This window comes from Pseudoalteromonas sp. Angola-4 (assembly GCF_028599265.1).
Taxonomy (GTDB): domain Bacteria; phylum Pseudomonadota; class Gammaproteobacteria; order Enterobacterales; family Alteromonadaceae; genus Pseudoalteromonas; species Pseudoalteromonas atlantica.
The window spans coordinates 68,227-94,457 of the sequence record NZ_JAQREK010000008.1 but is presented as its reverse complement, the minus strand read 5'-3'; the positions used below and the strand labels follow the sequence as shown (position 1 = coordinate 94,457).

Genomic DNA, 26,231 nt, shown 5'->3' with positions numbered 1-26,231 from the left:
ATGCTAGGTTAGCGCAATTTTGTAATTTATAGAGCCAAGTATGACAGACTCCACACACTCACCTAATAATCAACCTAAAGACAATAACGGTTTATTTAATCGCTTTTTAGCAACCGTTGAGTTTTTAGGAAATATGCTTCCTCATCCCATTACTTTATTTGCGATATTTGCGGTTTCAATTGTGCTAATAAGTGGTATTGCCGATTGGTTTGGGCTAAGCGCAATTGACCCAAGACCGATTGGGGCAGCAGGGCGTGCGCCTGATGGAGTAATTGAAGTTGTTAGTTTACTCAGTGCTGAGGGGCTACAGCGTATTATGGCTGGCCTGGTTACTAACTTTACCGGTTTTGCGCCTTTAGGCACTGTTTTAGTGGCACTACTTGGGGTCAGTGTTGCAGAGCATTCAGGGCTACTCTCTGCTGCTATGCGAGGCATGGTTATGGGCGCGTCAAAGCGTTTAGTTACCTTTATGGTGGTGTTTGCGGCCATAATGTCTAACACAGCTTCTGAGCTTGGCTATGTGGTGTTAATTCCGCTTGCAGCCATGATATTTCATAGTTTGGGACGCCACCCTTTAGCTGGCTTAGCGGCTGCCTTTGCCGGTGTTTCTGGCGGCTATAGCGCTAACTTACTACTTGGCACAATAGACCCATTATTAGCAGGTATAACTACGCCTGCAGCACAAATGATTGACCCAACGTACGAGGTTGGCGCCGAGGCTAACTGGTATTTCATGATGATATCAGTATTACTTATTGCCGCACTGGGTACACTCGTAACCGAAAAAATAGTAGAGCCGCGTTTAGGTAAATATAACCCCGATGAAGCCAGTATCGACTTGTCACAAAACAATATTGATACACTTACCGCGTTAGAAAAAACCGGTCTAAAATGGGCGGGTGTTGCTCTATTAGTGGTGCTGTCGTTATTTGCTTGGACGATTATTCCTGCCGATGGTATTTTACGCCACCCAGAAACAGGCCAAGTGGCAGGCTCGCCTTTTTTAAAAGGAATAGTCGCAATTATATTTGTAACTTTTAGTGTGCCAGGCTTTGTTTACGGGCGTGTTGTTGGCAGCATGAAAAACGATAAAGACATTATTAACGCAATGAGCAAAAGCATGAGCTCAATGGGTTTATATATAGTATTAGTATTTTTTGCAGCCCAGTTTGTGGCCTTTTTTAAATGGACTAATTTAGGCACTATTTTGGCAATTAATGGTGCAGCACTATTACAAGCGTTAAACCTTACTGGCCCAGAAGTATTTGTATTGTTTATATTAATGTGTGCAATGGTTAACTTGAGTTTAGGCTCGTCATCGGCGCAGTGGGCGATTACGGCCCCTATTTTTGTGCCTATGCTTATGCTAATTGGTTACGCGCCAGAAACCATTCAAGCGGCGTATCGTATTGGTGACTCTGTGACTAACTTAATCACCCCAATGATGAGCTATTTTGGCTTAATTTTAGCGGTGGCAGTTAAATATAAAAAAGACATGGGTATAGGAACGTTAGTGGCCACTATGCTGCCATACAGTATTGTGTTTTTTATCGGTTGGGTCATTTTATTTTACGTATGGGTGTTTGCTTTAGGCTTGCCAGTAGGGCCTGAGTCACCTATTTATTACACACCTTAATGGTGGATGCCAATTTACAATTAATTACGGTGTCGGATAAAACACAGCTATAGCTAATATCTGACTCTAATTAAGCTGTTAGGCATAAAAAAGCCAGCAAAAGGGGTGAACCCTATTGCTGGCTTTATAGTATGTAAAAAGGGGTCTTAGCTAAATACCACCGTTTTATTACCGTTAATAAATAGTTTGTGTTCAGAAGCTAGTTGTAAGGCTTTACTAAACACGGTTTTTTCTACGTCTTTACCCATTTTAGCCATCATTTCAGCGGTATTAGCGTGCGTTACGCTGGTGACGTCTTGTAAAATAATAGGGCCTTCATCTAGCTCATTATTTACAAAGTGAGCCGTAGCACCAATAATTTTTACGCCGCGCTCAAATGCTTGATGATACGGTTTAGCGCCAATAAAGGCCGGTAAAAACGAGTGGTGAATATTAATAATTTTGTTCTCAAAACGACCCACAAATTCAGGGCTTAGTATGCGCATGTATTTTGCTAAGCCAATAATGTCAGGGTTATAAGAGGCAATTAAATCACCTACTTTTTCATCATGCTCGGCGCGACTTAGGCCTACGTGCGAAACAACATGAAAAGGCACATCAAAGCCTTTTGCTAATGGCTCTAAATCTGGGTAGTTGGCAATCACAGCTAATACTTCAATATTTAACGCTTGCTCAAACTGTTTAAGTAATACAGACCCTAAGCAATGTGCTTCTTTTGTTGCAAGCAGTACCACTTTAGTTTTTGTATCATCATGTAGAGCAAGTTGTGCACCCTCAGGTAATAAAGCGCGTAATTGCGATAAAAAGTCACTTTGTGGCTCGCCGGTTAGTTCAGTGCGCATAAAAAAGCGCTTGGCGTCTTTATCTACAAATTCGTTATTACGTGTAATATTTAAATTGTGCGCGTGGCAAAGCCCTGTAATTTTGGCGATTAGGCCTACATCGTCGGCACATTGGGTGGTTAGTATATAGCTCATTTTCCTCATTCTTACCCAGTTTATAATTGCTTCATTATTTGGTTTTTAACGCATAAAGCAAGGGGTTTATGCGTAAATTTAGAATTAATCGGTCAAATAGGTATAAATGATTCAATAAAGTGAAGGACAATTAAAAATACGTTAATAATAAGGCAGATAAACACCATAAATTTTAACAAGCTGGTATTTAAAAAAGGTTTAGCGGTAAGTAATTAGTGCGCGCACGGTTTGTAACCTAGTTGCCTAGATTACAAACCGTGGCGCAGTTTAGCTTTTACAAATATAGCAAAGCGATTATTAAGCTTTAGGCTCTGGTGTTAAGTTCTCTTCTTGCCTTAGGTAACCAGCGGCCTCTTCATCTTCTTTTGTTATTGCTTGCTGAGTAGGTATTGCACGGGTTTGTTGGTTTAATTGATGTATTTGCGATGCATTGCCTAAATCGCGCTCACTGGTAATTGAGGCAATCGATTCGCGGTCTTTTAGAAAGGCAATTACATCATTTTTAATGGCTTGTAATTGACCTTCATCTTTGTGCATTTCCATTATATGGCGAGGATGCTCAAGGTTTTTCATACCGGTGGCAGCAAACGTGCTCGTAATAACACGAGAGACAATGACCCATGGCGTGATACTGCTGCGCACTAAGGTGTTTTCTGAGCGGGTGCTGTCATGAATACCTGTCCCCGTTGAAATTTTAGATTCGGTAAATGTGCCTTCACATTTAAAGTACACAAGTAATGATTCAAACTGCATTTCGGCAAAAAATAAATGAGCACAGTTAGCCAATAAACGAGCAAAGGCTTTAATAATCACTGCTATTATTAAAATATGAACACTGCTCATTAGTAAGCTACTAAACTGTATAACGTTTTGATTATTAAACGCTTGCTGTAAATTATTAATATTAGCGCTATCTATGTAGTAATAAATATCTATTAATGAATAGGCTAACAACACCGTTAATACTAATGCCACAATATAAAGTAAATTAGCACTTATTAGCGCAACTAATCTGGCTAGGGTAAAGTTTTTACCTAGCTCCATAGCGTGTAGCTTAGGCTGAACCTCTTGAATCATTTCGCCTTTAAAACCGCCTTTACCTTCTATTTGCTCTTGTAGTTTTGGGTCTAGCTCGCGGTAAACTCTATTAGGCACTTCTTTGTAGCGTCTATTTGCCATGACAAGATTATCAAGGTTTATAAATACTTCATCAGGGTGAACAGACTCTTGCCAGTTTTCACGTAATTCTGACACTTCGGCGGTAGGGGTCACTGCGTTTAAGCGTGCTTTGATCATTGTAAATACTAATGCGCAGCTTAACGTTGCTAATATAATAATGGCAATGAGGTATATGCCAGCATGCAAGTTTGGCAGTTGTGCCAGCCACGCGTCTATTTCTTGTTTGCTGATATGTTGCTCTTGCATTAGCCATGACATAGAAAGGCCAATAACAATAGGCAAAATAAATGACAACGAAATAATTTTAGCTAATGTACCGCCTCCCAGCGCTTCAATGTTTCTTTCAGCATTGCGAGAGATAGGTTTGCTACTTGAGCGCCAAGAAAAAAGCACATAAAACATTAAAATAGCACTGTAAACCGGAAAGGCTAATTCGCCAGCTTCCCCAGTAAAGCCCGACAGCGAAACAAACGCTACAAGCCCATAAGCAATTAAGGCAACAAGCGTGCTCACCCATGAGCCAAATAATCGCTGCGCTACATTTCGAATTGGGTAAGGTAAAAATAACAGTTTGGGAATTAAGCTGTGTAACAAACGAGATAAAAATCCGTTAGGCTCTTTAAAGGTACTGTTTTTACGACCAACCAGCATTTCTTCGAGTGATTGGGCGTTATAGGCTACTTCTTTTTTTTCTTCTTGCGCGGTAGAGCTCTCAGACTTACTAAAATTATACGCAAGCGACGTGGGGTGGTTTCTACCTACAAAGTATTTTAAGGTGGCATAAATACCTGACGATAAAGAGCGAATACCCAGCGCTAAAATAAACATGCCAAATAGCATTAAAATCCAGCCTGCGGTGGTACTTTCTTTCACCGAGCTTGCAGCTATAACAAGTAAACTTACGCCTGCTACCGACTCAATAATACCTCTTAGCGCCGTTACTTTACCTTCCAACTTAAAGGGGTTTTTTAATCCAAGATCAATAGAACCATAATCAAATGCCATTGTATGCTCCTTGTAAACAGCACATTATTTAAGGGGGGTTACCAGTTTTGCAATAATACTTAATCATTTGCGGGACCAAACCTAGTGTTAGCTATGTTTTCCGGGCTCAAATAGACTAATTAATTAAGCGAGTTGGTATTATTATCCGTGTATATTTTGGCCAAAACGAGCATAGCTAAACGGTACCAAAAGGTGCAGTTTATATACTTAAGCAGGTAATTAAACTAAACGGATTTTTATATTGTTGTTCAATTTTTTATTATATATCAATAACGTTGTTCAGTTTAAGGTTATTTTACAGTGATACATTTATTGATGGTGGTTTAAGTTGCTAGGAGCATAAATGAAACTAATCTACGTAGATGATAATTTACCCGGTATAACCCGTAAGCGTAAAAACAAAACGTGGCTGTACTTTGACCCAATAGGAAAGCAAATCACCGATCAAAAAGTGATTGATCGTTTAAATGCGCTAGCGTTTCCGCCCGCCTACAAAAATGCTTGGTTTTGCCCTGAAGAAAATGGCCATATTTTAGCAACCGGGGTAGATAGTAAAGGTCGTAAGCAATACCGCTACCATGAAGATTTTAGAGCTCAACAAGAGGCGAAAAAATACCAAGCCTGTGGGGTGTTTGGCAATAAGCTGCCATTACTGCGTGCCCGTTTAGAAAACGATTTACAAGGGGATGAGCTCAGCGTAGAGCGCACATTAGCTGCGGTAGTTAGGCTTATGGACTTAGGTGCATTGCGGGTAGGTAACGAGCGAAATGTAAAGCAAAACAAAAGTTTTGGCGCCACAACCCTGCGCAATCGCCATGCTAAGCTTACGGGTAAAAATATACAGCTACGGTATCGGGCTAAATCGGGCAAAGAGCGCGAGGTAAACATAACCGATAGAGTGCTTAGCCATGTAATTAAAGACCTACAAGATTTACCCGGTCAGCATTTGTTTCAATATATAAGCGATGGAGAGCGCACAAACGTAACCTCTAGTGAAATTAACCAGTATATTCAACAAATTATGGGTGAGGACTTTAGCGCTAAGCACTTTAGAACCTGGCGAGCCAGTGTTATTGCCTTTAAGCAACTTGTAAAAGCAAAAGGCGCACTTAGTTTAAAGAGTATGCTCGAGAGTGTGTCTGAGCAGCTAGGTAACACGCCCGCTATTGCCCGTAAATCGTATGTTCACCCGGATTTAATTGCCTTGTGTAAAGAGGATGAACAAACCCAAACAGCGTGGCGAGAGTCGCTTTCTTTACCGCGAAAAACAAAATACTTGAGTCGTTATGAGCGTGGCTTTTTAGCCTTTTTAAAAGACTAATTGCTATAGCAACTTTACACACTACAGCAACCAAATTACATAATTGCGTAGTTGAAGTGTTTTTTAACTAGCATGTGAAAGTTCAAAAAGTTATTAAATTTCAGTGTGTTGTGTTTTTATTTTATTTTGGCACCTGCATTGCACCTTCAAATTACTGTTAAGCAGTAAGTACAAAAGCATTTATCAATGATATTTAGCGAGGAGGTACAAAGTGAAGGGGTTATTTTCAAAGGCATTGTCTACAAAGGTAAAACACATTACGTTACACGCTACGCTCGCAGGCTGCGTTAGCACCTTGCTAACAGGGCAAGCGCTAGGCAGTGCAGATCTTGAAAGTGTGGCACTTGCCAACTCTTCATTGACCACTTACAACTCGAAACAACAATTGCAAAATGGCGATTATTATTTTGATCAAAATGCATCACAGTTAATAGCGCGCACCGAAAAAGCAATTAACTGGTACACAGAAATAGTTAACAGTGGCGGGTTTACCCCTTTATACACCAATGAGTTGCTTGAACTTGGCAGCACCAGCAAGGCGGTGAGTCAGTTAGCACTGCGTTTGTATCAAGAGCGTGACTTAACCAGCAATGTATGTGACAGCGCAATGTGCACATTTGATAAAACCATAGAGCAGGCTGTGCAACAGTTTCAGCGTCGCCACGGTTTAAAGGTTGATGGGCGAGTAGGAAAGCACACCTTAGCTAAGCTTAATGTACCCGCTAAGAAAAAATTGGCTAAATTAAAGCTTAACTTTTACCGCATAACTAACTTCGCAGGCTCAAGTGATTCGCAGTATGTGTATGTAAACATACCTGAGTACACCTTGCGCTATGTAAAAGCAGGCGAAGTAAAACTACAAAATAACGTTATTGTGGGTAAGCCGAGTTGGGAAACACCTGCCTTTAGTGACGAAATCGAAAAATTTGTAGTAAACCCTGAGTGGCGCATACCAACCTCTATTGCAACCAAAGAAATAGCACCAAAGGTGGCAAAAGATCCTCAGTACCTTGCTAAAAATAATATCGAAGTTAGAAAAAGCAGCTACCTAGATTCTAAAACAGTTAATCCCAGTAATATTGATTGGCAGTCTATTAAGCCCTATCAGTTTGATCACTTTTTAGTTAAGCGTGCAGGGGATGAAAACCCACTTGGCGAAGTAAAGTATTTGTTTCCAAATCCTGAAGCCATTTATGTTCACGATACGCCAGCAAAGCAGCGTTTTAACCAAGCGCAGCGTGCGTTATCACATGGTTGTATAAGGGTTGAAGAGCCATTTTCATTGGCGCGTGAAATAATTAAGCACCAAGGTGAAGAGCGAACCCTTAAGCAAGTGGATAAAGCCAGAGATACCGATACCACTCAAACTTTTTATTTAAATGAGCCCTTACCTATTCATTTAGTGTATTGGACGGCGTGGGTTGATGAAGACATGCTCGTTAATTTTAGAGACGATATTTATCAACACGACGCAAAAGCATTACTTAAAAACGAAGATCAGTCAGTCATTGCTGCATTGATTAAATAGACTATGAGAGGATTTATGCCGTTTATACCGAGTATTTTAGGCTGCATATTAGCGCTTTGCGTAAGCGTAGGTAGTTATGCCGCCGAGCCCGTGAAAAAAGCACACCCAAGCGTTGATATTCAAAATAAAGCAAATTTTGAAGATGCAGAGTTTAGCCTAAAAATTAACGACATAGTAATGCCGTATTCGGTGTTTTCTGTATTTGTGATGCCTAATGAGGCAGTTGAATTTGAAGTGCTTTACGCACAATCAAAACGATCCTATTCATTTATTAATAACCATAGCAACGCCACCTTAACGGATACAAACCGCTGGCAGTGGCAGGCGCCTAAAAAGCCTGGCTTAACACGGGTAATTATTGAATCCCCGGACAAAAAGCAACGTATGACAATTAATGTGTTTGTTAAAGTACCTGCAGATGAAGTACAAGGTGGAAAGCTTAAATATTACCACATTGGCCATTACCCAACGCCCTCACAAATTAAAGATAGTAAGCATTACATAGTGCCCGATGGTTTTGTAAAGGTGACCCCAGAGAACGAAAATATAAAAATATCACCGCATTTTTCTCTTAAAGAATTTGTGAGTAAGCAACGAAGTAAGCACCCTAAATACTTATTTTTACAAAACAAGTTGTTACTTAAACTTGAAAAAATACGCAAAGAGCTGATTTTAGAAAACATACCGGTTAAAAATATGGTGGTAATGAGCGGTTACCGCACCCCTTATTACAACAAAGCCATTGGTAACGTAAAGCTTAGCCGCCATGTGTTTGGCGATGCTGCCGATATATTTATAGATAACGATGGCGACTACCGTATGGATGATATAAACAACGACGGCAAGCACTCTATTGGCGATGCACAAGCTATGGCTGGTATAGTGGAGTCGCTCGCTAAGCGAGAATCATTTAAAGGTTTACTTGGCGGTTTAGGTGTTTACGGGCCAAAATCGCATCGCGGTGCATTTATACATGTTGATACGCGTGGTTTTAAAGCGCGCTGGGTGAGTAAGTAATTGCAGCTGCATCATCATTTAGTATAAAGCTAAACTAGTTATGTCTAACTATGCTAAAGATTAGCTAAGCCAAGTAAGGGGAGTTTTCTTGGCTTTTTATACTCTTTGTTTTAGCAGCATCTTATATACTTACTGCGCTAGCCTTTTTTGTTTAAGGCTGAGGCGCTTATGTGAGCTATAAACATGATGTATATCATCGGCTTTAACAAGGTATGCATCAATTTCTACAGAAATCAGTCCTGATAATGGTTTTATTTCTAGTGTGCCAATATCCTCAAGGTTTGCAGATAACAAAGCTTTGTTGCCAAAGGCAAAAAGCGTTTTATTACACTCGCGCAAGTCACCATTTACATATAACTTAATGCCACCAAACCAATAATTAATTATTTTAATTTTGTTTGATTTGACCGTGAATTCAAACGACTTTCTCATTCAGAGATCCTATTATAAAAAGCGTGGAATAACCTGGCTAATTTTATACGAAAACCGTTATGCTACTGCAGCATAAAAGTTTCGTACTCAAGCTCTTCAAATTGTTTTGATAGCCAATACAGACCAATTACAGATGTAATTATGGTCGAGAGCGCAAAACCGTAACCATAAAACTGTGGCCCTAATGCAATTGAGGCAATCGTAAATACGATATTGATAAACAAAAACAGCCCAGATAAAAATAATACGGTGGCACGCTTATCTAAGTAAAATAAAATATTTAAAATAGACAAAAATATAACCTGTACACCTACACCCACCACATCAATAAACAGCAGTGTTTTATAGTTAGGGTCTATGCCTATAAAGGTCAGTATTTGCTCGCCCCACAGTAATAAGCACGCAACGGTTATACCTTGGATTTTAAATATATCGTAAAGGCCGCCTTGGGCTGTTTGCACCATTTTATCTTTTAGGTAAAAAATTTCTTCAAGCGATGAGCCACCTCTAATGGCGGTATAAAAACGGTCGTATTGTTCTACAAAGTCGGTTTCCATTCTGACTAAAAATACCGCCATCCCTGGAATAATGGTTAAATAGGCTAAAAATATAGGCAAGTCGTAAATAGGGCTTGCTCTTAATGTGCCTATAATTTGAATAGAGGTAGCGGGGGAGTACCAAAAAATAATTTTATCGGCCCACACGCCTATGTTGTAAAAAAGCCCACAAAAAAATAGGCTGTAATACACTTTTTTGTTGTTTAAAAAATCAAAACTAATGAGTTTACCGCCAGGGTAGCGACGAATAATCATAAACAAAAAGCTAAAAAAGAGCAGCGCTTCACCGGCAAAAAAAGCAAAAAACAACCCGTCTATTTGCCAGTCGCGCAGTAAAAATGCTAGTAACACCATAAAGCTGTAACCGCTTAACATGGTTACTAAAATAAGTCGGTACTCCTTCATTCCCGACAAAAATATAGCGCCAAGCCATTGGTTACATAAGCTTACAAACGCCCCTAATATTATTATTTTAGTCACAACAGGTAGCGGTAGTATTGGCCATACAGCTAAGCCGATCAGTAATGCGGCAAGGGTGGTAACAAGCTGCGCGCCAAGTAAATTAGGCAGTACCTGCTCGTCCTTTTTTTGAAAAAACAGATCGGCAACAAAACGCGTTAATAATAGCTGCAGACCGCCGGTTAATATAAGGGACGCTGCCATCATATACGTAATAAGCGTTAAAAACTGAATAATTAATACTTTTGGCAGCACGACACCTAGGCTTAAAATACCAATTAGCATGAGCGCAATGATAGAAAGCAGCCAAGGGCCTGAGCCTATTAATCCCGCATAACCGTATGCTTCAAAAACAGAGAGTAGGGTGTTTTTTTTGAGAATTTTACGTATCTCAAAACCTATTCCGGCCATGCGATTGTATCCTTGTAAAGTTTATCGTAGCGGGCAAACATATGGCTCTCGTCGTAGTATGTTTTAACGCGATTGAGGCCGCTTTGTTGGTACTGATACCATGTTTGCTCATTTTCCAATAGGGTGATTATTTGCTGTGCGGTTTCGCTGGGTGAGGCAATAGAAACTACTTCGCCAGCTTTACCAAGGGCCCTATCTTCCTCGCTTGCCCCTTCTATTATTTCTCGGCACGAGCCCACGTCACTTGCAAGTACAGGTACGCCTGCAGCCATTGCTTCAAGCAGCACTAATGGTTGAGCTTCAGAAATTGAAGTCAGCGCAACAATGCCTAGCTTTGGGAGTATTTCGACGATGTTTTTCATGCCGGTAAACGTAATGTTTTTGTCTAAATCTAGGCTGCTTACTAGTAGCTGGCACTCTTTATAATACTGTGGGTCTTCCTCAAAAGGACCTATGATCCAGCCTTCTATGTCTGGCAGTTCGGCTTGGACCTCTTTAATGGCACGAATAAAGGTTTTAATATCTTTAATTGGCACTACACGGCCAATTAACCCAACCACCATAGGGACCGATTTAGGTCTTGCGTTAAGCGCATCCACAAAGCGTTTTGTTTTTATACCATTAGGCACTACCGAGGCTTTACTTTCGCTGGCACCATCTTTAATTTGCCTTTGTCTATTCCCTTCATAAAGCGAGATGATTTTGTCGGCTTGATGATAAGTAGTGCGGCCAATTTGCTCAAAAAAGCTGATCCACATTCGGCGAATAAAGCCCATTTCAGTATTTAGGTTTTTACCTAGGCTTTGTTCAGACTCTTTTATCCAGCTGGCCTGTATTAAATCTATTTTACGCTCTTTAGTATAAATACCGTGCTCGGTAAGCAAAAATGGCGTGTTGTGTATAACGCTTGCACCTGCGCCCAATATGCCAGCATAGCCTGTCGAAATAGAATGAATAAGTTTAACATCGTGGAGTGAACGGGCTATTTCGGCTATTTTAAACAGTGGTTTATACAAATTTCTGTACGACCAAAAAAAGTCGATAAATGACGATTCATCGCAATAGGTTAAATAATAGTTTGCCAGCACCTGCCACGACGATTCGCTGTATAAAAAATCGGCTTCGTTGATGCCGTCTTTTTTAGCTAGATTTTCAAAGGCAAACTTTAAAAGCTCCGTCGGTATTGGGTCTTTACAGTCACGGAAATACCCTTGCAATTGCTGCCAAAAATCAAACAGTTCTTTTTTATATTTAACGCCATGTTTCGCTTTTATTTTTGTACTGTGTTGCGTAACTAAATAATGCACATGCAGCTTAGTTACATTACTCGGTAACGTGTACTGAATGTCGCCGTAGTGTTCGGGTGCGCCACCAACAAACACTAATTCAAAGTTATAGTGAGGCAGGCCTTCTATAATTTGATGTACCCAGCTTGATACGCCGCCCCGTACATAAGGGTAAGTGCCTTCAAGTAAGAGTAAAATGTCCGCTTTTTTTTCACTCATGCCAATACTCCTGTAAATGGCGTAACTCAGAGCCTTTAGGCTGTAGTGCTAGCTCTTCGAGATAGCGCTGACAGTCTGTATAATTGTGTAATCCAAAGGCGACTTCGGCTTTATAAGGTAGTACGTGGCGCCTAGCCATGCCTAATTGCGTGGCTAAATTTAAGCTTTGCTGCGCCTCATTTAATTTACCGAGCGCAAGTTGAATTCGCCCTAAAAACACATAGCTTGCTGGCTGAGGGTTAAACTTTATACTTGTTAAGGTTAGTGCTTCTGCTTTTTCTAGTACGTACTTTTTTAGTGCGCCTTGTGCTAAGCCTAAGTAACTAAGCTCCCAATAAAGCTCGGCTTGTTGGCGTTGCAGATTGCTTAATTTAGGTTGTTGCGTGGTATTGGCTATAGCGTGCTGGCATTGGCTTATTTTTTCGTTCAGTTTAGTTTCTTTGCTATCAAGAGTTGAATAGGCAAGTAAACGAATATCATCTTCTAAGTCTTTTAAAGCCAGTTTGAGTATAGGAATAGCTTGGGCATCGCTCATGTGCCGTGCAGCCATTACTGCACTTAGGCGTTTATTTGGCTCACTGGCGTGTTTTAAAATAGCTTTTAGTCCACCCATTGAGTAAATAGGCGTTGCTGAGACACTTCTTGCTTCAAAGGGCAGGGCAGGAACCTTGTGCTCTACAATATCAATATCGTTGTTTTTAAGCGGTTTACTAAGAGCAAAAGTAATGGCAAATACCACCCCTAAAATACCAAATACAGGCAAGGTAAATAGCAGCAAAAATAACAGCGCTGAGCCACTTTTTAAGGTGGTTTTGTATTTGTTAGGAATAAATGCATGGCTTACAAAGGTAAAGCACAGGCTAGCAATGCCATGTAATAAAACAATCAACAGCCAGTTAGGCGCATCTAAAATATGCGCAAAAGCAAAGTATTCACATAAACAGCCAATAAAAGCGGCAACGATAATTTTAATCATGGGATGCAACTAACTTAGCGATGTGTTCGCTGCTTATAGGCAATGCCATTTGTTCTTCTATTTTAATTTGCAGTTGCTCAACGGTTTTACCAAAGTGCTCGATACACCAAGTATTAATACGCGATATAAAGCCACTTTTGTCCAGTTCACTTGCCATTGGCATAAGCAGTAATAGTGTGTGGTTTTCACTATCGTAAAGATAAATATCTAGACCTCTGCGAGCTTCACTTAAATACTCTAATAATTGGCGCGACTCTTCACTTGTTTGCATTGCTTTAAGTTTAAGCAGCTGCGAGGGAATATTATAGCGTTTAGCTTCTTTGTTCGCCCTGCGTAGTTGCCTTACAAAATAAGGGGTTTCTTGTGGGGTCATTACCGGGTTGGTAATTTCATGACGCAGCAAATCGCCAATGTTACCGGCCATAACGGCTAGCAAAGTAAGTGTGGTATTTTTAAGGGCAAAAAATTGAATGCTTTGTACTAAAATTACCCCGTAAATAGTGTTATTAATATCAACCAGTGGGATAGCAATATGGTATTGGCTAAATTTATTTTTAACCTCTTTAACAGAAACCAGCTCGCGCTCTTCAAACATGGCTTTAATAAGGGGGTCTTCCCTATTTAGCTCGCCCATAGCACCTATGCTTGCTAATGGTTGCTCTATTATGGTGTTGTTTTCTACTTTATAAAGCGCTGCTTTTTCAAGTGAGCCATATTCAACAAATAAGTTTAAAATGCTATTTGCCGCACTGTCTAAGCGTCTTTGTGTTAGTTGCCCTATAACGGCCCGCACCGCTTGGAGCGATTCGCGCAGGCTAAGAGTATGACCTGCTAACATTTGCTCAATCCGGTCGTGGGATGAGTTTATTAAATGGTATTGGCGGGTAAAGGTTTCTAATCGGTTAGTTACATATTCAAGCTCAATACTTTGCTGTTGATTAGTGCGCTCCCATACATCTCTGAATTCGCCAGCAATCATAATTACAATTAAATAACCAATCATGGCGTTAATATTAAATTCGTTAGGTTGCGCTAATACTTCGCTTTTGCTTAACAGCAATTGCCCGGCTAATAAACATAATATGCTTATAAAGCCTTTTGAAAAACCATAGCGCAAAGCCACTAACAGCGGCCCAAGTACCGGCCACGAAAACCCATTTTCCGTCCAAAAGGGGTCTTCGGCGTTAAATATAACCGGCAGCACAATTGCAAGCGCGGTAAATACAATTACCTCAGCCCAAATTTGTAGCTCAGGGACCTCTCTTGGTCGAAAAAAATGTGTTTTCACTCACTAACCTCAATGTACGAAATTAAATCGGCGATGACATCTTGTGCAGTCGCGGCAATACTGTCGCGCCCCCAGCCACTTTTTGCGATAGTGCCCGTCCAAAGTGGGGTTGTTTGACCTTTAGCCGTTAAGCTAAGTGTAAGTGCGACTACCGGCTCGCCATCTAGGCCCGCTTTATAACGCCATTCTTCTATGCTACCTGATAACACATAGTCTGTTTGCTGTGTGCTTAACCACTGCATGGCGTTATCAAGACGGTATTGATCGTCAAGTGGCGGAAGGTCTTTAGTGTTACTGCGTGGTGCACGTAATAACGTAGGAAGCTTATTTTGCTGCCAAATACTTGCAAGTATATCTTCTGCACGTTCACCGGCTAAGGGGGTTTGCGCATGATTTACCAAAGGCATTAAAGCCACGGTAGTTGATGGACCTAGCTCTACATCATCAGCCACACGGCTGGTGGTACATGCACTGAGCACTAATACCAAACACGGTATGATTAAACGAAACATATTCTCTCCTAACATTAAAAATGTACGTAATAGCCTAATTGTAATTGTGTATCTGAGTTACCCACTTTATTACTACTTTGATAACCCAGCTGTAATTTAAATAAATCATCCCCTAGCACTGACCAGCCCGCACCACTTGATACTGAAATGTCGAGGGTGTCGTTTAACGTTTGATAACCCGTACTGATGTCGAATAACCACGAGGGGCTTTCGCCTAAATAAGGGGGAGCTAAGTTTGAGTTTGACGAAAGCGAAGTGCCCATAGCAAAGCGCCTAAAAGGTTGTATATCAATAAGCAGCGGTCGCGCTCTTTGATCTATGCCTAAAGGGGCTAATGTGCGTTCAAAGTCTTGCCATTGAGCACTAAAATAAGTACTCCAAATAGGGCGGTCTTTTAAAATAGTGTATTGATAGCGGGCGTTATATTCTTGACCGCTGACAAGCGTTGAGCTATCACTGCGGCGCTTAAATGCCATGGCGGCTGCCGAGAACTGCATGTTTTGACGCCCATCAATAGCGTAATTTATATAAGCCGTGGTTTTATTTAATTTGGCAAAGCTAAGTAAGGTTTCTGATTGGCGGTTTTCAACGTTGTGCTCAAGTTTTACGCCTACCTGCGTGCGCGAGTCCCACTGGTAACGCGCATCTAGGCTCAAGCCTTGGCGGCTCATTAAATTGCCCTGATGAGAGTCTACTTTTGCATTAAAGTACCAACGACCCCATGTCATTTTATCTTCTATGGCAAACAGTAACCCGTTGTTATTTAGGTTTTGTTGATTGCTAATGCTAAGTTTCCATTGCCCTTTAGCATACGGAAAATAAACATTTACATCGTATTGGCTAGTGTTTAAACCGGCCTCGGGGGATAGGTTAATCTCTAATGCTCTAAAGTAGCTGGTGCGGGCATTACGTAATAAAGACGTTTCGGCTTGTGTTGGCTCGTGTGTTAACTCCTCATACCAACGCTGCATAGTTGCATAAGGCTGCCTTAAATAGAGCAAAGCACTTAGCTCATCTATTTTGCCTAACGTTTGCGTATTTACCAGTGCTTTTACTTTATTAAACTCGCCGTTGCTCATAGCCAATTGTAGCTTTTGCCATGGCTCAAGTTTTTGTGCTGCGCGTCTGGCTAACCACCAGTTGGCGGTTGCGTTGTTTATAGCCTCAGGTGCTATGTCATCTAAGCTGCTAAATTGGCGTAAGTGGGGCACGGCCATTGCGCCGGCCCATTGGATCATTAAACCTCGGTATGCGTATTTGTCTTTTGGTAAATGGTTTAATAAGTAATGTTTCAGTTCGCTGGCATTAGCGTAGTAGCCTAACTGGTTCATAACATCGGCTAAATTTACTAAAGTGGTTAAATCTCGAGGGTTACTAATGGCTAATTGGCGCAGATAAAAATAAGCACTATTAAAGGCTTTTTGATGAATAGATAAACTCGCCAGTAATTGTGCCCACTCTCGGCTGGGTTCATTGCTTGAGTAGTTAGCTAAAATACGCTTAATCATAATGGTGTCGTGCATTTGCAATGCAAGCCAGCCTTGCGCTAGTACCACATCGGGATTGTATTCACTTAGTTTTGCTGCGCGGTTAAGTGTTGTGTATGCGTAATTTAAGTCACTTTGATTTTGGTACCAGTTTGATAATATTAACCATGCAGGGTAAAGCGCTTTATTATAACGTTGTTTTTCAAGAGCCTGATGAGCACGAGTAACGTGTTCTTCATCGCCAATTTGCGTGCTTAATAAGGTGATTTGGATTAACTGTCTATCAGTGAGTGCGGTTTGTTGCCATAGGTAATTTAATAACCCTTGTGGGTTGTCGGCAAATTTTAGCTGCTGATAATGCAGCATATCACCTACACTCAGTGGGCTAATGTTTTTTAATTGCTCTAAAGCGTACAGCTCTTCTTTTTTATCATTTACACGCAAAGCCATATCAACGCGGGCACCCCAAAACTCATCATCGTTACTATGTGCTTTTTGCTTTAAAATGGCCAAAGCGGTTGTAAAGTCATCGTTTAACCAATGCGCTCTTGCAAGCCAGAGTAAGTCTTCTTCGTTTTTTGGCCCTGCGTAGTGAGGCCACAAGGCTCTCAGCCCAGCTAAATTACCGGTATCGTGTAACACCTTGGCTTTCCAATATTGTGAAAGAGGTGTTTTTCCGTTTATTTGCTCATAGCGCTCAATATGATTAAGCTCTTGTTTTGCGTTACCAATAAATTCGTTGGTTTGCATCCAATTTGCAAATCCGTTGCCTTTAAGTTGTCGGTTTTGCGCTTTATATTCGTAAATGTCGTTGGCATCTTGATATAAGTACAAGGCATTCGCATCATTAATGCTGTCGGTCAGCATAGCTACATCAACGGCTTTATGGGCCATTAACCATTTAAATTCTTTAAGCGCCTGTTTAGGCTTATTTTGCCAGCGCATAATTTTCCAATTTAAAAGCCTCAGCGCTTTATCATTGGGTGTTTTAAGTAATAACTTTGCGATTAATTGTTCAGCTGTGTTTGCATTGCCATTGGCTAAGTTTAAATGCATGGTTTTGGTTAAATATTCGCTGTTATTAGGCTGAGTTTTTAATAATTTTTCTACTGCTTTTAAGGCTTCTTTATTATCACCCGCTAAGCTTGCAAAATATAATGAACGCTCGGTATTAGCGGTATCACCGTATTTTTTCCACCATGTGTAAGCTTGTTTTGGATTGTTAGCACCTAGTGCGGTTTCAATGGCTTTTTGGGCTACATCGGCATTAATGTGGGTTTTATAAATAGCGAGCGCTTTGCCAGGCTCACCTGCGCCTAACCAAAAATCAGCGGCTAATAATGGCTGTGCGTGTTGCTCATAATATTGCGCTACGTTTGCATTGAGCCCCGTGGCTTTAGCTATATTTAATAACTGGTTATCCCAGTGTTTAAATGCCGCAAGTTTAAGTGTTAGTTCTTCAAAACGGTCATCTTTATTTGCGCCGCTATCAACCCACAATGCGTATAAAAGTTTTATTTCTAATTCAGTTTTTGTATCGCTTTTAGAGAGTTTTTCAAGCTCGTTAGTCGCTTGCGAATACTCATTTAAGCCCAGGTGAATGGCTATTTTTTTGGCGCGTAGTTTTTCATTATTAGGGTCGCTACTTAATGCGGCATTTAAGTAGGTTTTTTCAAAGGTATAATCTTGCGATAGCGAGTCATCTTCAAAAAATAAGGTGTGCGGAAACAGCGCGTAAAGTGAAAAGCAACTAACCGCTAATATAATTAAAATGGTTTTAACTGATACTAAGTGAGGGCGCTTTTTGTTATTCATTATTGAGCCCTTTTTGCGCAGTTTAAATAGCCATAAAATTCGCCAGCAGGTAATGTAAACTGCGTTGTATTGGCAAAGGTTTTTCCGCTAAAGCGCTTTCCCATATGCGAAATGAATTGACAATTGCGAGCATTTTTAAGCTCAATTTTAGCCTCAATCCACGCTTTAAAGCTGACAGGGCCGTTTACCTGCCAATTACTAAACGCGACATTAGCAGAGAGCAAATAAGGTTGGTTATCTGGCGTTGTATGATCAAAGTTAATTGTGGCTATTTCATCGCCCACGTGAATATAGTTTCCTTGCGCGGTTACCCCTAAAATACCCTGGCTGTTAGTCATATTGGGCACATCAAAAATAGTAGGCAAGCGCAGCGTTTTTATATATTTAGAACTAAATAGCCATTCGCCGCGCGTATTTTTAGCAAGCGCAGAAAAATAAAAATCTTTGGCAATGCGTGCATATTGACTTAAATGCACCGGGGTATTTTCTTTGGCTAATACGTAATCAATATTGTAATGCAGCGCATCAAGCCCTGCCGGCACTTCGCCAGAGTAAAAATGAAAGTAAATTGTGTAAGGCTTTAACCTGTATGGTTTTTCGGTTATTTCAAATGTTTCTACTAAGCGTTTAAAACCATAGTAAGGGCCGTGCCATAAATTGGTGTAAACATTTTCGTTTAAAATGGGGGCGTATATTTGATACAGCAAATCTCGCTCAGGACGGCCAATAGGTGATATATGCGACAAGCTTGGATTGTCGGCATTTACGTCGGTATTTCCTCCATTAACGTTAATTACACCGGCATCGCGCGCAAGTTCGAGGGCTTTTGGACCTGGGGTTGCATCACCCGACCATAGCATCATCACTGTTTTTTTATTTTTTGGTGCGAGTCGCTCATTAATGTAATTTATTGAGCCGGTTATTTCTTTATTTAAATCGATGGCGTCATATCCGGGTACATCTAAATGAAACCCGTAGTCGGTGTCGTCTTTATTTATTTCTTTTCTACCTGATAAGGCTGTCCAAAAATAGGGATGGCTGTAAGTGTGTGATGCCACTTCGACATAAGGAAGCGCAAAAATTTCTTTGGCTATTTTTTCAAGCTTTGGGCTGTCAGCGCCATGCAATCCGTTAGGCTCAATATCGGCTTGGATAATTGAGGAGGTCAGTGGTAGCTTGTATTTTTTTATAACTTCATCGCGCACAACTTCTGCTGCGTAAGGTTTACCTGCAAAGTGCGCAATGCTTGTAAAGCCGTCGCCATCAATATGAAGGGTTAGCATACGCCGGCCGCTTAATGTAGTTGTATCTGGGGCTAGTATAGGCGCAAGCCCCATTGCCTTAGTTAACACGGCTTTGGGGTCTACAACCCAGTTACTGCCCTCCATAGGCAGTGTATCTATAAGCCAAGGTGCCGCGATAAGTGCGCCGTACTTAGTTTTACTTCCTTGGGTTAGGGTAGTGCCATCTTCAGCGTGTATTGATATTAATGATTGCGCATTCTCTGCAAGTGTTAATAAATAGGGCTTTACAATAGCGGGCGCAGTGGTTGACTCACCTTTGAGCCAAGATGCCATAGCCGCGAGTTTATAAGGCCCATTTGAAGGCAAATTAAAAGGCTCGACTCCTAAGCTTTCAAGTAACTTATTAGAAGGAGGGAGCTCGCCAAGTACCAGTTGCGGTACCACGCCTAAGTTACTTTCGAGCCACTCAATAACCTGTGCATTATAAAATTGATCGCTCGTCGTCCAAGAGATAATGCCAGCATGGAGGCTGGTATCTACTTTAGGTAAGGGCGTGTTAGCCATGTCTATGTAATCAGGTATGTAGCCTAAATACTCAATCATTGTGGCAAGCTTTAAGTGAACCGTAGTGTATATAAGTGGCTTTACATTACTGTTGTATGGAATAAGTATGCGCCTAGGCACTGGCTGTATATTTGATGTCCCCCAAGTTTGAAGGTGCCCATCAGTAACCCAAGGAGCATAACCTTGGGCAATAATCTGCTTAGCCATCGCAAGGCGCTGCTGTGGTTTAGCGTAATCAATTACCTGTACGTTAAAGCCCAGTGATTGTGCTTTATGAAGCTTTTCATTTAACCAAGCTTGATCGTTCTCAGTGGTAAGTTTGTAGCTGTTATCTACTGGATTAAAGTGGCTAAATAGCCCCTCGGCAACTAAATCAGAGGCGTAATCGTTAAGCTGTGGCAGTAGCTCAAACCCTCTGTTTAAAATTAAATGTTTATTAAATGTACTCGACAAACCTTTAATTATATTCACAAGCCCCACTTGTTGAGCCGCTTTATCGTAATCGGGTTTTAATAATTGGTAGCTGTCGAGCGTATCTAAAAATAAACCGTTAAAGCCTCGTTGTTGTAATTCACGTGCTTGTTTTTGCAGGTGTTGTTGCCAATGCTCAGCGGTTAAATCAGCAATATGGCTATTCCAGTGTGGATTTTTTGCTACTGAGGATTCATTTTCAGTAAACGATTCTCCCACACTTAAATAAGCGTATACGCTAATGTTGCGCTCTTTAAGCCAATTAAGTTCGTGTTGAGTGATGCTTTGCGGCTGCACAACAACCCGTGAGTAAAAGGTCATTTCAGCCAGCGGCATGGGGGATGAGTAATAAAAGGCAATGCTCTTGTTAGCAGGTTGAGCGCACACGTTTAAACAAATCAACAACGTTAGATATAAGAAGTACTTCATTATTATTTTTAAAAACCACAGCCTAAGTTAACGTTGAACATTGTCCCGCTTTTTGTATAAGTATTTATTATTAGAATTGTGATGATTATATGTTAAATAAAAATGCCTGGCTACCTTAATGTGAGATGAATAGCGGTGGAATTGCTTGAGTGACAACTAAGTAAAAGGTAATGAAAACGCCTTACTGCACAGTGTTTTCGATAAAAAATTGCGACTAATGTCGAGTGATAATGTATATCTAAAGCGCTGTAATCTAATTATAATGCGCCCACCTTGCCAGCCCTTGGCAACCCCCTGCGCTATTTATAAATTGATATAAATAGTGACATATTAAATGCTTACTTTATTGCGTTGATTACTGCAAAGCAGACAGTGATAACGTGCATACCCTATTTGTGGAGATTTAATGAGTAACTTAAGCTTGAGAAATAAACTTTTACTACTGGCTATTTTACCGTTGAGCTTGTTATTAATTAGCTTAATGGCCAGCTCGTACTATTTAGAATCGCAAAACCAGCAACAAAATTTTGAAACAATTAAATCTAAACTCATTAAAGACAAACACACGCTACTTGCCACTGAAGTGGAAATAGCAAGCAAGTTGGTACGCCATCAGTTAGATAACGGATCAACACAAAGTGTTAAAAATATCCTTAGGGAGCTTACTTTTGGTGACGACGGTTACTTTTTTATTTACGACACACGTGGCGTTAGCGTGTTCCATGCCCTGTTAGGAAGTGCTATTGAAGGGCAAAATAAAATAGGGATGACAGACCCAAATGGTAAAAAAATAATTGTTGGATTATTAGAGCAAGCACGTAAAGGTGGCGGGGCATTTAATTACCATTTTCAAAAGCCAAATACCAACGGGTTAGTAGAGAAAATAGGGTATGCCGTAATGATACCAGGTACCGATTGGATGATTGGTACGGGTGCCTATATGGATGATATACAAACAGAGCTTGCAAATTATAAACAAACTATGCAATCGCATACTCGCGAAAAAATAACCACCTTGTTATTAATTGCCTTATTTTGGGTTGTGGTTAGTGTAGTGGGCGCACTTTTAGCGTCTAACGCTATGGTTAAACCTATCCAAATAATGGGCCAAAGCTTAGATGATATTGCAAAAGGTGAAGGCGACTTAACAAAACGCCTAGCTATACATACGCACGATGAAATAGGGCAGTTGGGCGAATCGTTTAATGTGTTTGTTAGCAAGCTGCAAAGCATTATAAGTAATGTGGCTGATGTTACTAATGATGTAAAAAATGCCTCAAGCGATATTAATTCGCAAACAAAACTGTTTGAAAATAAACTGCTCAATCATAACCACGAAACAGATTTAGTTGCCACAGCGATTACCGAAATGTCGGCCACCTCTCACGAAGTGGCTAAAAATACCACGCAAGTTGCTGAGTCTACTCATACGGCAACGCTAGAAGTGGCAAAAGCGCAAGAGTGCGTAGATATTTCCCTAAGTGAGGTTTCCAACCTTATGGGCGAAATTAACCTAGCTGCTGATCAGGTAAACTCTTTAAGTGAGCAATCTAAAAAAATAGACAGTGTACTTAGTGTAATAGGTGGCATTGCCGAGCAAACTAATTTGCTTGCACTTAACGCCGCCATAGAAGCCGCACGTGCCGGCGAGCAGGGTAGGGGTTTTGCCGTGGTGGCTGATGAAGTAAGGAGCTTAGCGAGTCGTACACAACTTAGTACTCATGAAATTAGTGAAATGCTAAGTGAATTACATAACTTAGTAGGCGCCGCGGTAGACGCCATGCAGGCGAGCCAAGCAAGTTGTAATCGCTCAGTTGAGTCATCGCGCGATATATCGCAAAGTTTAGGTGCTGTGACTACGTCGGTTACTACTATTAACGACATGAGTACGCAAATTGCAACCGCTGCCACAGAGCAAAGCTCAGTGACAGAAGAGATAAATCGTAATGTGTTTGCCATTCAAGAAATTGTTAATGAACTAACCCAAGCAAGTAAGGCCACCTCTGAGGTTAGCCAGCATTTAGCAGGGCGCGGCGAGAACTTAGGGCAATTAATAGGGCAGTTTAAGGTTTAAAATTTAAAACGGCATTGTATAAACCACTACTAGCCGCAACTTATGTTGCGGCTTTTTATTTTAAATACAAAATGGTTTAGGGGAAGTTTACTTTTTGAGGTTGAATTTTTAGCAACGTACTTTTATTTGGTAAAGCTGTGCTTATATTTTAAGGTTGTTGCAGAGGCATAGGCGATAACGCAGTATTAACGCCAAACATGCCAGACCCTAGGTAGAACAAATTTTTATTTTTGAAAGTACGCTAACCCTAGGGAATTTTATTAATTATGTGTAGTCTATTACACGCATTTTGAATAAACAGAGTAACCCTTATATGCAACAAAGTATGCCTTCAGTACAAAACGCCGACCCCGAAACGCTCGTAGCAGAGCAAGACCTAGGCCGGTTGATATCGTTTTTACGTTCAAAAATTGCTACACACATTGATGCCCAACTCGATTGTATGGACTTAACCTCTGCGCAATATATTGTGGTGGTGCTATTAGCGCGTGGCTCAGTAAACACATTAGCCGGACTGAGCGATCATATGGTGTACGATAAAGGCGCGATGAGCCGTTTGTTAAAGCGTTTAGAAGAAAAAGACTTAATTGAAAAAACACAATGTGAGTTTGATAAGCGCTCTACACTTTTAAGTTTAAGTGATAAAGGCAAAGCGCTTTATCCGCAAATAATGCCCTTAGTAAATCAAGTGTACGAAAAAGCACTTAGCGGTTTTTCTGAAAATGAAAAACACAGCGTTATGGACTTACTAAACCGAGCAATAAACAACCTAGATACACCTTCATAAATCTCTAAAAAAGATTATCAACATTTTAGCGATACTGTTTCAATAAAAACTTAGCCTGCTAAGTACTAGATCTAATTGTGCGGCAAATCCAACTTTGCTAATATAGTTGCCTAGGCAATTAAGGTTATCATCTTGTTAGGTTTGTTATGATTGAAAATAAGTTGTTATCACAATTACAGCAGCAGTTTCCTGAACATGTATTTATGCAACAGTATTTAAGTGTTGTTCATAAAGGGCGTTTTGCGAACGCAATTGTATACAGGTACAAAGATGATACGTTTGACTTAATAGTAAAAGACTTTAGCCAAAGCCCGTGGTTTATTCGTAAAACCTTTGCCAAGCTTTCTGTAAATCAAGAATTTAAAGGGTTGAGCCGCTTAGCACAGCTTGATGCAGTTGCTAATCGGTTTAGTCGTTTATCGCCGATAGCGGTGGCGTATGACTACATAGAAGGCACGCCGCTTAGAAGCTTAATACACCAGGGTGAGACGTTGCCTGTTGAATTTTTTATTGAGCTTGAACGCCAAGTTGCAAAAATGCACCGCCTAGGCATTGTGCATTTAGATTTACGTAATATGGGCAATATATTATGTGGTAGCGATGGCAAGCCTTATATCATTGATTTTCAGTCAACCATTAGCTTTTCGCGCTTTTCGCGTTGGTTGCAACGTTTTATGCGCGGCTCTGACATGTCGGGCGTATATAAAGCGTGGGATAAGCTATGTAGTACACCTTTGCCGCGTGCTAAGCAGCAGTATTTGCAGCGTTTTAACCATGTTCGTAAACGCTGGATATTTAAAGGCTACCCAATACAACGTGCATATGCATGGGGTGCTGCAATGGTCACGCAGTTTGTGGACTCTGACCTAATACGTAACTTAACCGATAGATTTTAATTCCCCTTTTTCATTGTGTGACTTTGCCCATAGCAGCTTAGCGTTATGGGCTTTTTTTTGGCTAAAAATAAGGCCAATAATTTCTTTTTTAATTTTTAAAATAAACAGTAGTATCGCTGGTGTTTTTGCCCCTACAATGCGCAAAAGTAATGAGCGCAGTTTCAACCATCAAAGCTTAAAGCGTCTTAATAAGTTTAGGTTTTTTCTGCAATTTTTTATTGTTCAAGTAAACTATAAGCAATGTGCATTTTTAAATTTAAGGTTTCAAGATGATTGAGTATCCAGTCGACCAACTACCGCAGCTAATAAACGATTTATTACAATGCGAAACACACACGCAAAAAAGCCAGCTTTTAGCCGATGCACAGCTTAATTTATCTACTGAGCACCTATCGCTACTTTTTGAAGCCATCCCAAAAGAACAGCGTCTAGAAATTTGGCAGCTATTAGATAAAGACACGCAGCATGAAATATTCGTCACCCTGAGCGATGACAGCTGCTTATGGTTACTACAAACCTTAGATGATAGCGAGGCATACGCGCTATTAGATGAAGTGAATGTTGAAGAATTACTTGAGCTTGAAGAGGTTATTCCTGAGCGCTTTGTTGATTATGCTAAAAAGCAACTCGATGAAGCACAAACGAAACAATACGATCTTGCTCAGCAGTATCCGCCTGAGCAATTAGGTCACTGGGTTGGTTTCGACTTTCTAAAAATAACTGAAAAAGCAACAATTGCAGGCGTTAAAAAATTACTGCACAAAGGTTTGCCGCAATACAGCGAAGTTGTGTATTTAGTTAGCCGCCAAGGCAGCCTAATAGGTGAACTTGCAGTAAATGATTTAATAAAAGCCGATGAAGGCGATAACCTATTGGCGCTGGCAAACTATGATTTTTCATCATTGCATGCTGATGATGATTTATACGAAGCGGCAGAAGTGGTTATTCACAGTGAAAAAATGGCCATGCCGGTGGTTAATACCGATAACAAATTAGTCGGGCGTTTAACCATTAGCTCGGCATACGAACTACGCCAAGAAATTGCCGACGAAGCTGCTGCCAAAGCTGGTGGTTTACGCGAAGACGAAGACCTGTTTGCCAGTGTAAGAAAAAGTGCTAAAAACCGGGGAATTTGGCTGGGTATAAATTTAGCCACTGCGTTTTTAGCATCGTGGTTTATTGGCTTATTTGGCGCAACAATAGAGCAGGTTGTGGCACTGGCGGTACTTATGCCTGTGGTGGCCTCTATGGGCGGAATCGCCGGGAGTCAAACTTTAACGGTAATAGTGCGCGGTTTAGCGCTTGGCCAGGTAACCGACTCTAACCGCAATGCACTTTTAAAAAAGGAGCTACGGGTGGGGGCGGTGAACGGCTTAGTGTGGGCATTAGTGATTGGCGCGCTCACCTTTGTTTGGTTTAGCGACATAATGCTAAGCATTACAATTACCGTTGCTATATTGCTTAACTTAGTTGCTGCGTCGTTAGCTGGGGTTGTTATACCGTCTATTTTAGACAAAATGAAAATAGACCCTGCGCTTTCTGGCTCGGTAATATTAACCACGGTTACCGATATAGTTGGGTTTGTGACCTTTTTAGGGTTAGGCAGTTTATTACTGCTTTAAGCTAAAAAACAACAAAGCCGCATTAAGCGGCTTTGTTTT

Annotated in this window: 18 protein-coding genes; 8 read left to right on the top strand and 10 right to left on the bottom strand. The window is 40.7% G+C overall.

The annotated features are described in order from the left end of the window. Window positions 1–40 precede the first annotated feature (40 nt). The gene (locus tag PSH48_RS11240; RefSeq protein ID WP_054982716.1) at window positions 41–1,636 is read left to right on the top strand and encodes an AbgT family transporter; all 1,596 of its coding nucleotides are present in this window, start codon (window positions 41–43) and stop codon (window positions 1,634–1,636) included. A gap of 146 nt (window positions 1,637–1,782) precedes the next feature. Here the strand turns inward: PSH48_RS11240 and purU are convergent, their stop codons facing one another. Then, window positions 1,783–2,613, bottom strand: coding sequence for a formyltetrahydrofolate deformylase (purU, locus tag PSH48_RS11235; protein ID WP_024033106.1), 831 nt, complete (start codon window positions 2,611–2,613; stop codon window positions 1,783–1,785). Between the two features lie 297 nt (window positions 2,614–2,910). Further along, window positions 2,911–4,797, bottom strand: a complete 1,887-nt coding sequence (locus tag PSH48_RS11230) for a hypothetical protein (protein WP_273611587.1) — start codon at window positions 4,795–4,797, stop codon at window positions 2,911–2,913. Window positions 4,798–5,140: 343 nt separating this feature from the next. On the opposite strand from PSH48_RS11230, the gene PSH48_RS11225 reads away from it, so the two are divergent. From PSH48_RS11225 to PSH48_RS11215, 3 genes are all read left to right on the top strand, one after another. Further along, window positions 5,141–6,118 carry a DNA topoisomerase IB gene (locus PSH48_RS11225; protein WP_004586201.1) on the top strand — a complete coding sequence of 326 codons (978 nt, stop codon included), beginning with the start codon at window positions 5,141–5,143 and terminating at the stop codon, window positions 6,116–6,118. 211 nt (window positions 6,119–6,329) lie between these two features. After that, a complete protein-coding gene (locus PSH48_RS11220) occupies window positions 6,330–7,646 on the top strand; it encodes a L,D-transpeptidase family protein (RefSeq protein WP_273611586.1) in 1,317 nt (438 codons plus the stop codon). A gap of 15 nt (window positions 7,647–7,661) precedes the next feature. Then, window positions 7,662–8,663: a D-Ala-D-Ala carboxypeptidase family metallohydrolase gene (locus tag PSH48_RS11215; protein WP_273611585.1), complete on the top strand. Its 1,002-nt coding sequence runs from the start codon at window positions 7,662–7,664 to the stop codon at window positions 8,661–8,663. 129 nt (window positions 8,664–8,792) lie between these two features. Here the strand turns inward: PSH48_RS11215 and PSH48_RS11210 are convergent, their stop codons facing one another. From PSH48_RS11210 to PSH48_RS11175, 8 genes are all read right to left on the bottom strand, one after another. Beyond that, on the bottom strand, window positions 8,793–9,095 hold the full coding sequence (locus PSH48_RS11210; RefSeq protein ID WP_004586204.1) for a hypothetical protein: 303 nt from the start codon (window positions 9,093–9,095) through the stop codon (window positions 8,793–8,795). A gap of 62 nt (window positions 9,096–9,157) precedes the next feature. Next, on the bottom strand, window positions 9,158–10,522 hold the full coding sequence (gene pelG / locus PSH48_RS11205; protein ID WP_024033100.1) for an exopolysaccharide Pel transporter PelG: 1,365 nt from the start codon (window positions 10,520–10,522) through the stop codon (window positions 9,158–9,160). Further along, window positions 10,510–12,027 carry a GT4 family glycosyltransferase PelF gene (gene pelF / locus PSH48_RS11200; RefSeq protein ID WP_273611584.1) on the bottom strand — a complete coding sequence of 506 codons (1,518 nt, stop codon included), beginning with the start codon at window positions 12,025–12,027 and terminating at the stop codon, window positions 10,510–10,512. The genes pelG and pelF overlap by 13 nt, the downstream gene beginning before the upstream one ends. Then, the gene (locus PSH48_RS11195; protein WP_054982710.1) at window positions 12,020–13,003 is read right to left on the bottom strand and encodes a tetratricopeptide repeat protein; all 984 of its coding nucleotides are present in this window, start codon (window positions 13,001–13,003) and stop codon (window positions 12,020–12,022) included. Before PSH48_RS11195 ends, pelF begins: the two co-directional genes overlap by 8 nt. Next, window positions 12,996–14,291: a PelD GGDEF domain-containing protein gene (locus PSH48_RS11190; RefSeq protein WP_273611583.1), complete on the bottom strand. Its 1,296-nt coding sequence runs from the start codon at window positions 14,289–14,291 to the stop codon at window positions 12,996–12,998. The genes PSH48_RS11195 and PSH48_RS11190 overlap by 8 nt, the downstream gene beginning before the upstream one ends. Then, complete coding sequence (locus tag PSH48_RS11185; protein ID WP_055252862.1) at window positions 14,288–14,803, bottom strand: hypothetical protein; 516 nt, start codon at window positions 14,801–14,803, stop codon at window positions 14,288–14,290. The genes PSH48_RS11190 and PSH48_RS11185 overlap by 4 nt, the downstream gene beginning before the upstream one ends. A gap of 14 nt (window positions 14,804–14,817) precedes the next feature. Then, the gene (locus tag PSH48_RS11180; RefSeq protein WP_273611582.1) at window positions 14,818–18,105 is read right to left on the bottom strand and encodes a tetratricopeptide repeat protein; all 3,288 of its coding nucleotides are present in this window, start codon (window positions 18,103–18,105) and stop codon (window positions 14,818–14,820) included. Then, complete coding sequence (locus tag PSH48_RS11175) at window positions 18,105–20,813, bottom strand: endo alpha-1,4 polygalactosaminidase (RefSeq protein WP_273611581.1); 2,709 nt, start codon at window positions 20,811–20,813, stop codon at window positions 18,105–18,107. Before PSH48_RS11175 ends, PSH48_RS11180 begins: the two co-directional genes overlap by 1 nt. Window positions 20,814–21,219: 406 nt before the next feature. Here PSH48_RS11175 and PSH48_RS11170 point away from each other — a divergent pair, with 406 nt between their 5' ends. The 4 genes from PSH48_RS11170 to PSH48_RS11155 all read left to right on the top strand — a co-directional run bounded on the left by PSH48_RS11170 (window position 21,220) and on the right by PSH48_RS11155 (window position 26,192). Beyond that, entirely contained in the window at window positions 21,220–22,887 is a 1,668-nt protein-coding gene (locus tag PSH48_RS11170) for a methyl-accepting chemotaxis protein (protein WP_273611580.1), read from the top strand. Window positions 22,888–23,200: 313 nt separating this feature from the next. Then, a complete protein-coding gene (locus tag PSH48_RS11165) occupies window positions 23,201–23,674 on the top strand; it encodes a MarR family winged helix-turn-helix transcriptional regulator (protein ID WP_052026274.1) in 474 nt (157 codons plus the stop codon). Window positions 23,675–23,820: 146 nt separating this feature from the next. Further along, a complete protein-coding gene (locus PSH48_RS11160) occupies window positions 23,821–24,570 on the top strand; it encodes a serine/threonine protein kinase (protein ID WP_273611579.1) in 750 nt (249 codons plus the stop codon). A gap of 269 nt (window positions 24,571–24,839) precedes the next feature. Continuing rightward, on the top strand, window positions 24,840–26,192 hold the full coding sequence (locus PSH48_RS11155; protein WP_024033089.1) for a magnesium transporter: 1,353 nt from the start codon (window positions 24,840–24,842) through the stop codon (window positions 26,190–26,192). Window positions 26,193–26,231: the final 39 nt, after the last annotated feature.

Coding starts and splice junctions, on each gene's coding strand:
- PSH48_RS11230 (WP_273611587.1), bottom strand. CDS start 4,797: ATGGCATTTGATTATGGTTCTATTGATCTTGGATTAAAAAACCCCTTT.
- PSH48_RS11185 (WP_055252862.1), bottom strand. CDS start 14,803: ATGTTTCGTTTAATCATACCGTGTTTGGTATTAGTGCTCAGTGCATGT.
- pelF (WP_273611584.1), bottom strand. CDS start 12,027: ATGAGTGAAAAAAAAGCGGACATTTTACTCTTACTTGAAGGCACTTAC.
- PSH48_RS11165 (WP_052026274.1), top strand. CDS start 23,201: ATGCAACAAAGTATGCCTTCAGTACAAAACGCCGACCCCGAAACGCTC.
- pelG (WP_024033100.1), bottom strand. CDS start 10,522: ATGGCCGGAATAGGTTTTGAGATACGTAAAATTCTCAAAAAAAACACC.
- PSH48_RS11195 (WP_054982710.1), bottom strand. CDS start 13,003: ATGATTAAAATTATCGTTGCCGCTTTTATTGGCTGTTTATGTGAATAC.
- PSH48_RS11215 (WP_273611585.1), top strand. CDS start 7,662: ATGCCGTTTATACCGAGTATTTTAGGCTGCATATTAGCGCTTTGCGTA.
- PSH48_RS11210 (WP_004586204.1), bottom strand. CDS start 9,095: ATGAGAAAGTCGTTTGAATTCACGGTCAAATCAAACAAAATTAAAATA.
- purU (WP_024033106.1), bottom strand. CDS start 2,613: ATGAGCTATATACTAACCACCCAATGTGCCGACGATGTAGGCCTAATC.
- PSH48_RS11175 (WP_273611581.1), bottom strand. CDS start 20,813: ATGAAGTACTTCTTATATCTAACGTTGTTGATTTGTTTAAACGTGTGC.
- PSH48_RS11180 (WP_273611582.1), bottom strand. CDS start 18,105: ATGAATAACAAAAAGCGCCCTCACTTAGTATCAGTTAAAACCATTTTA.
- PSH48_RS11170 (WP_273611580.1), top strand. CDS start 21,220: ATGAGTAACTTAAGCTTGAGAAATAAACTTTTACTACTGGCTATTTTA.
- PSH48_RS11240 (WP_054982716.1), top strand. CDS start 41: ATGACAGACTCCACACACTCACCTAATAATCAACCTAAAGACAATAAC.
- PSH48_RS11160 (WP_273611579.1), top strand. CDS start 23,821: ATGATTGAAAATAAGTTGTTATCACAATTACAGCAGCAGTTTCCTGAA.
- PSH48_RS11225 (WP_004586201.1), top strand. CDS start 5,141: ATGAAACTAATCTACGTAGATGATAATTTACCCGGTATAACCCGTAAG.
- PSH48_RS11155 (WP_024033089.1), top strand. CDS start 24,840: ATGATTGAGTATCCAGTCGACCAACTACCGCAGCTAATAAACGATTTA.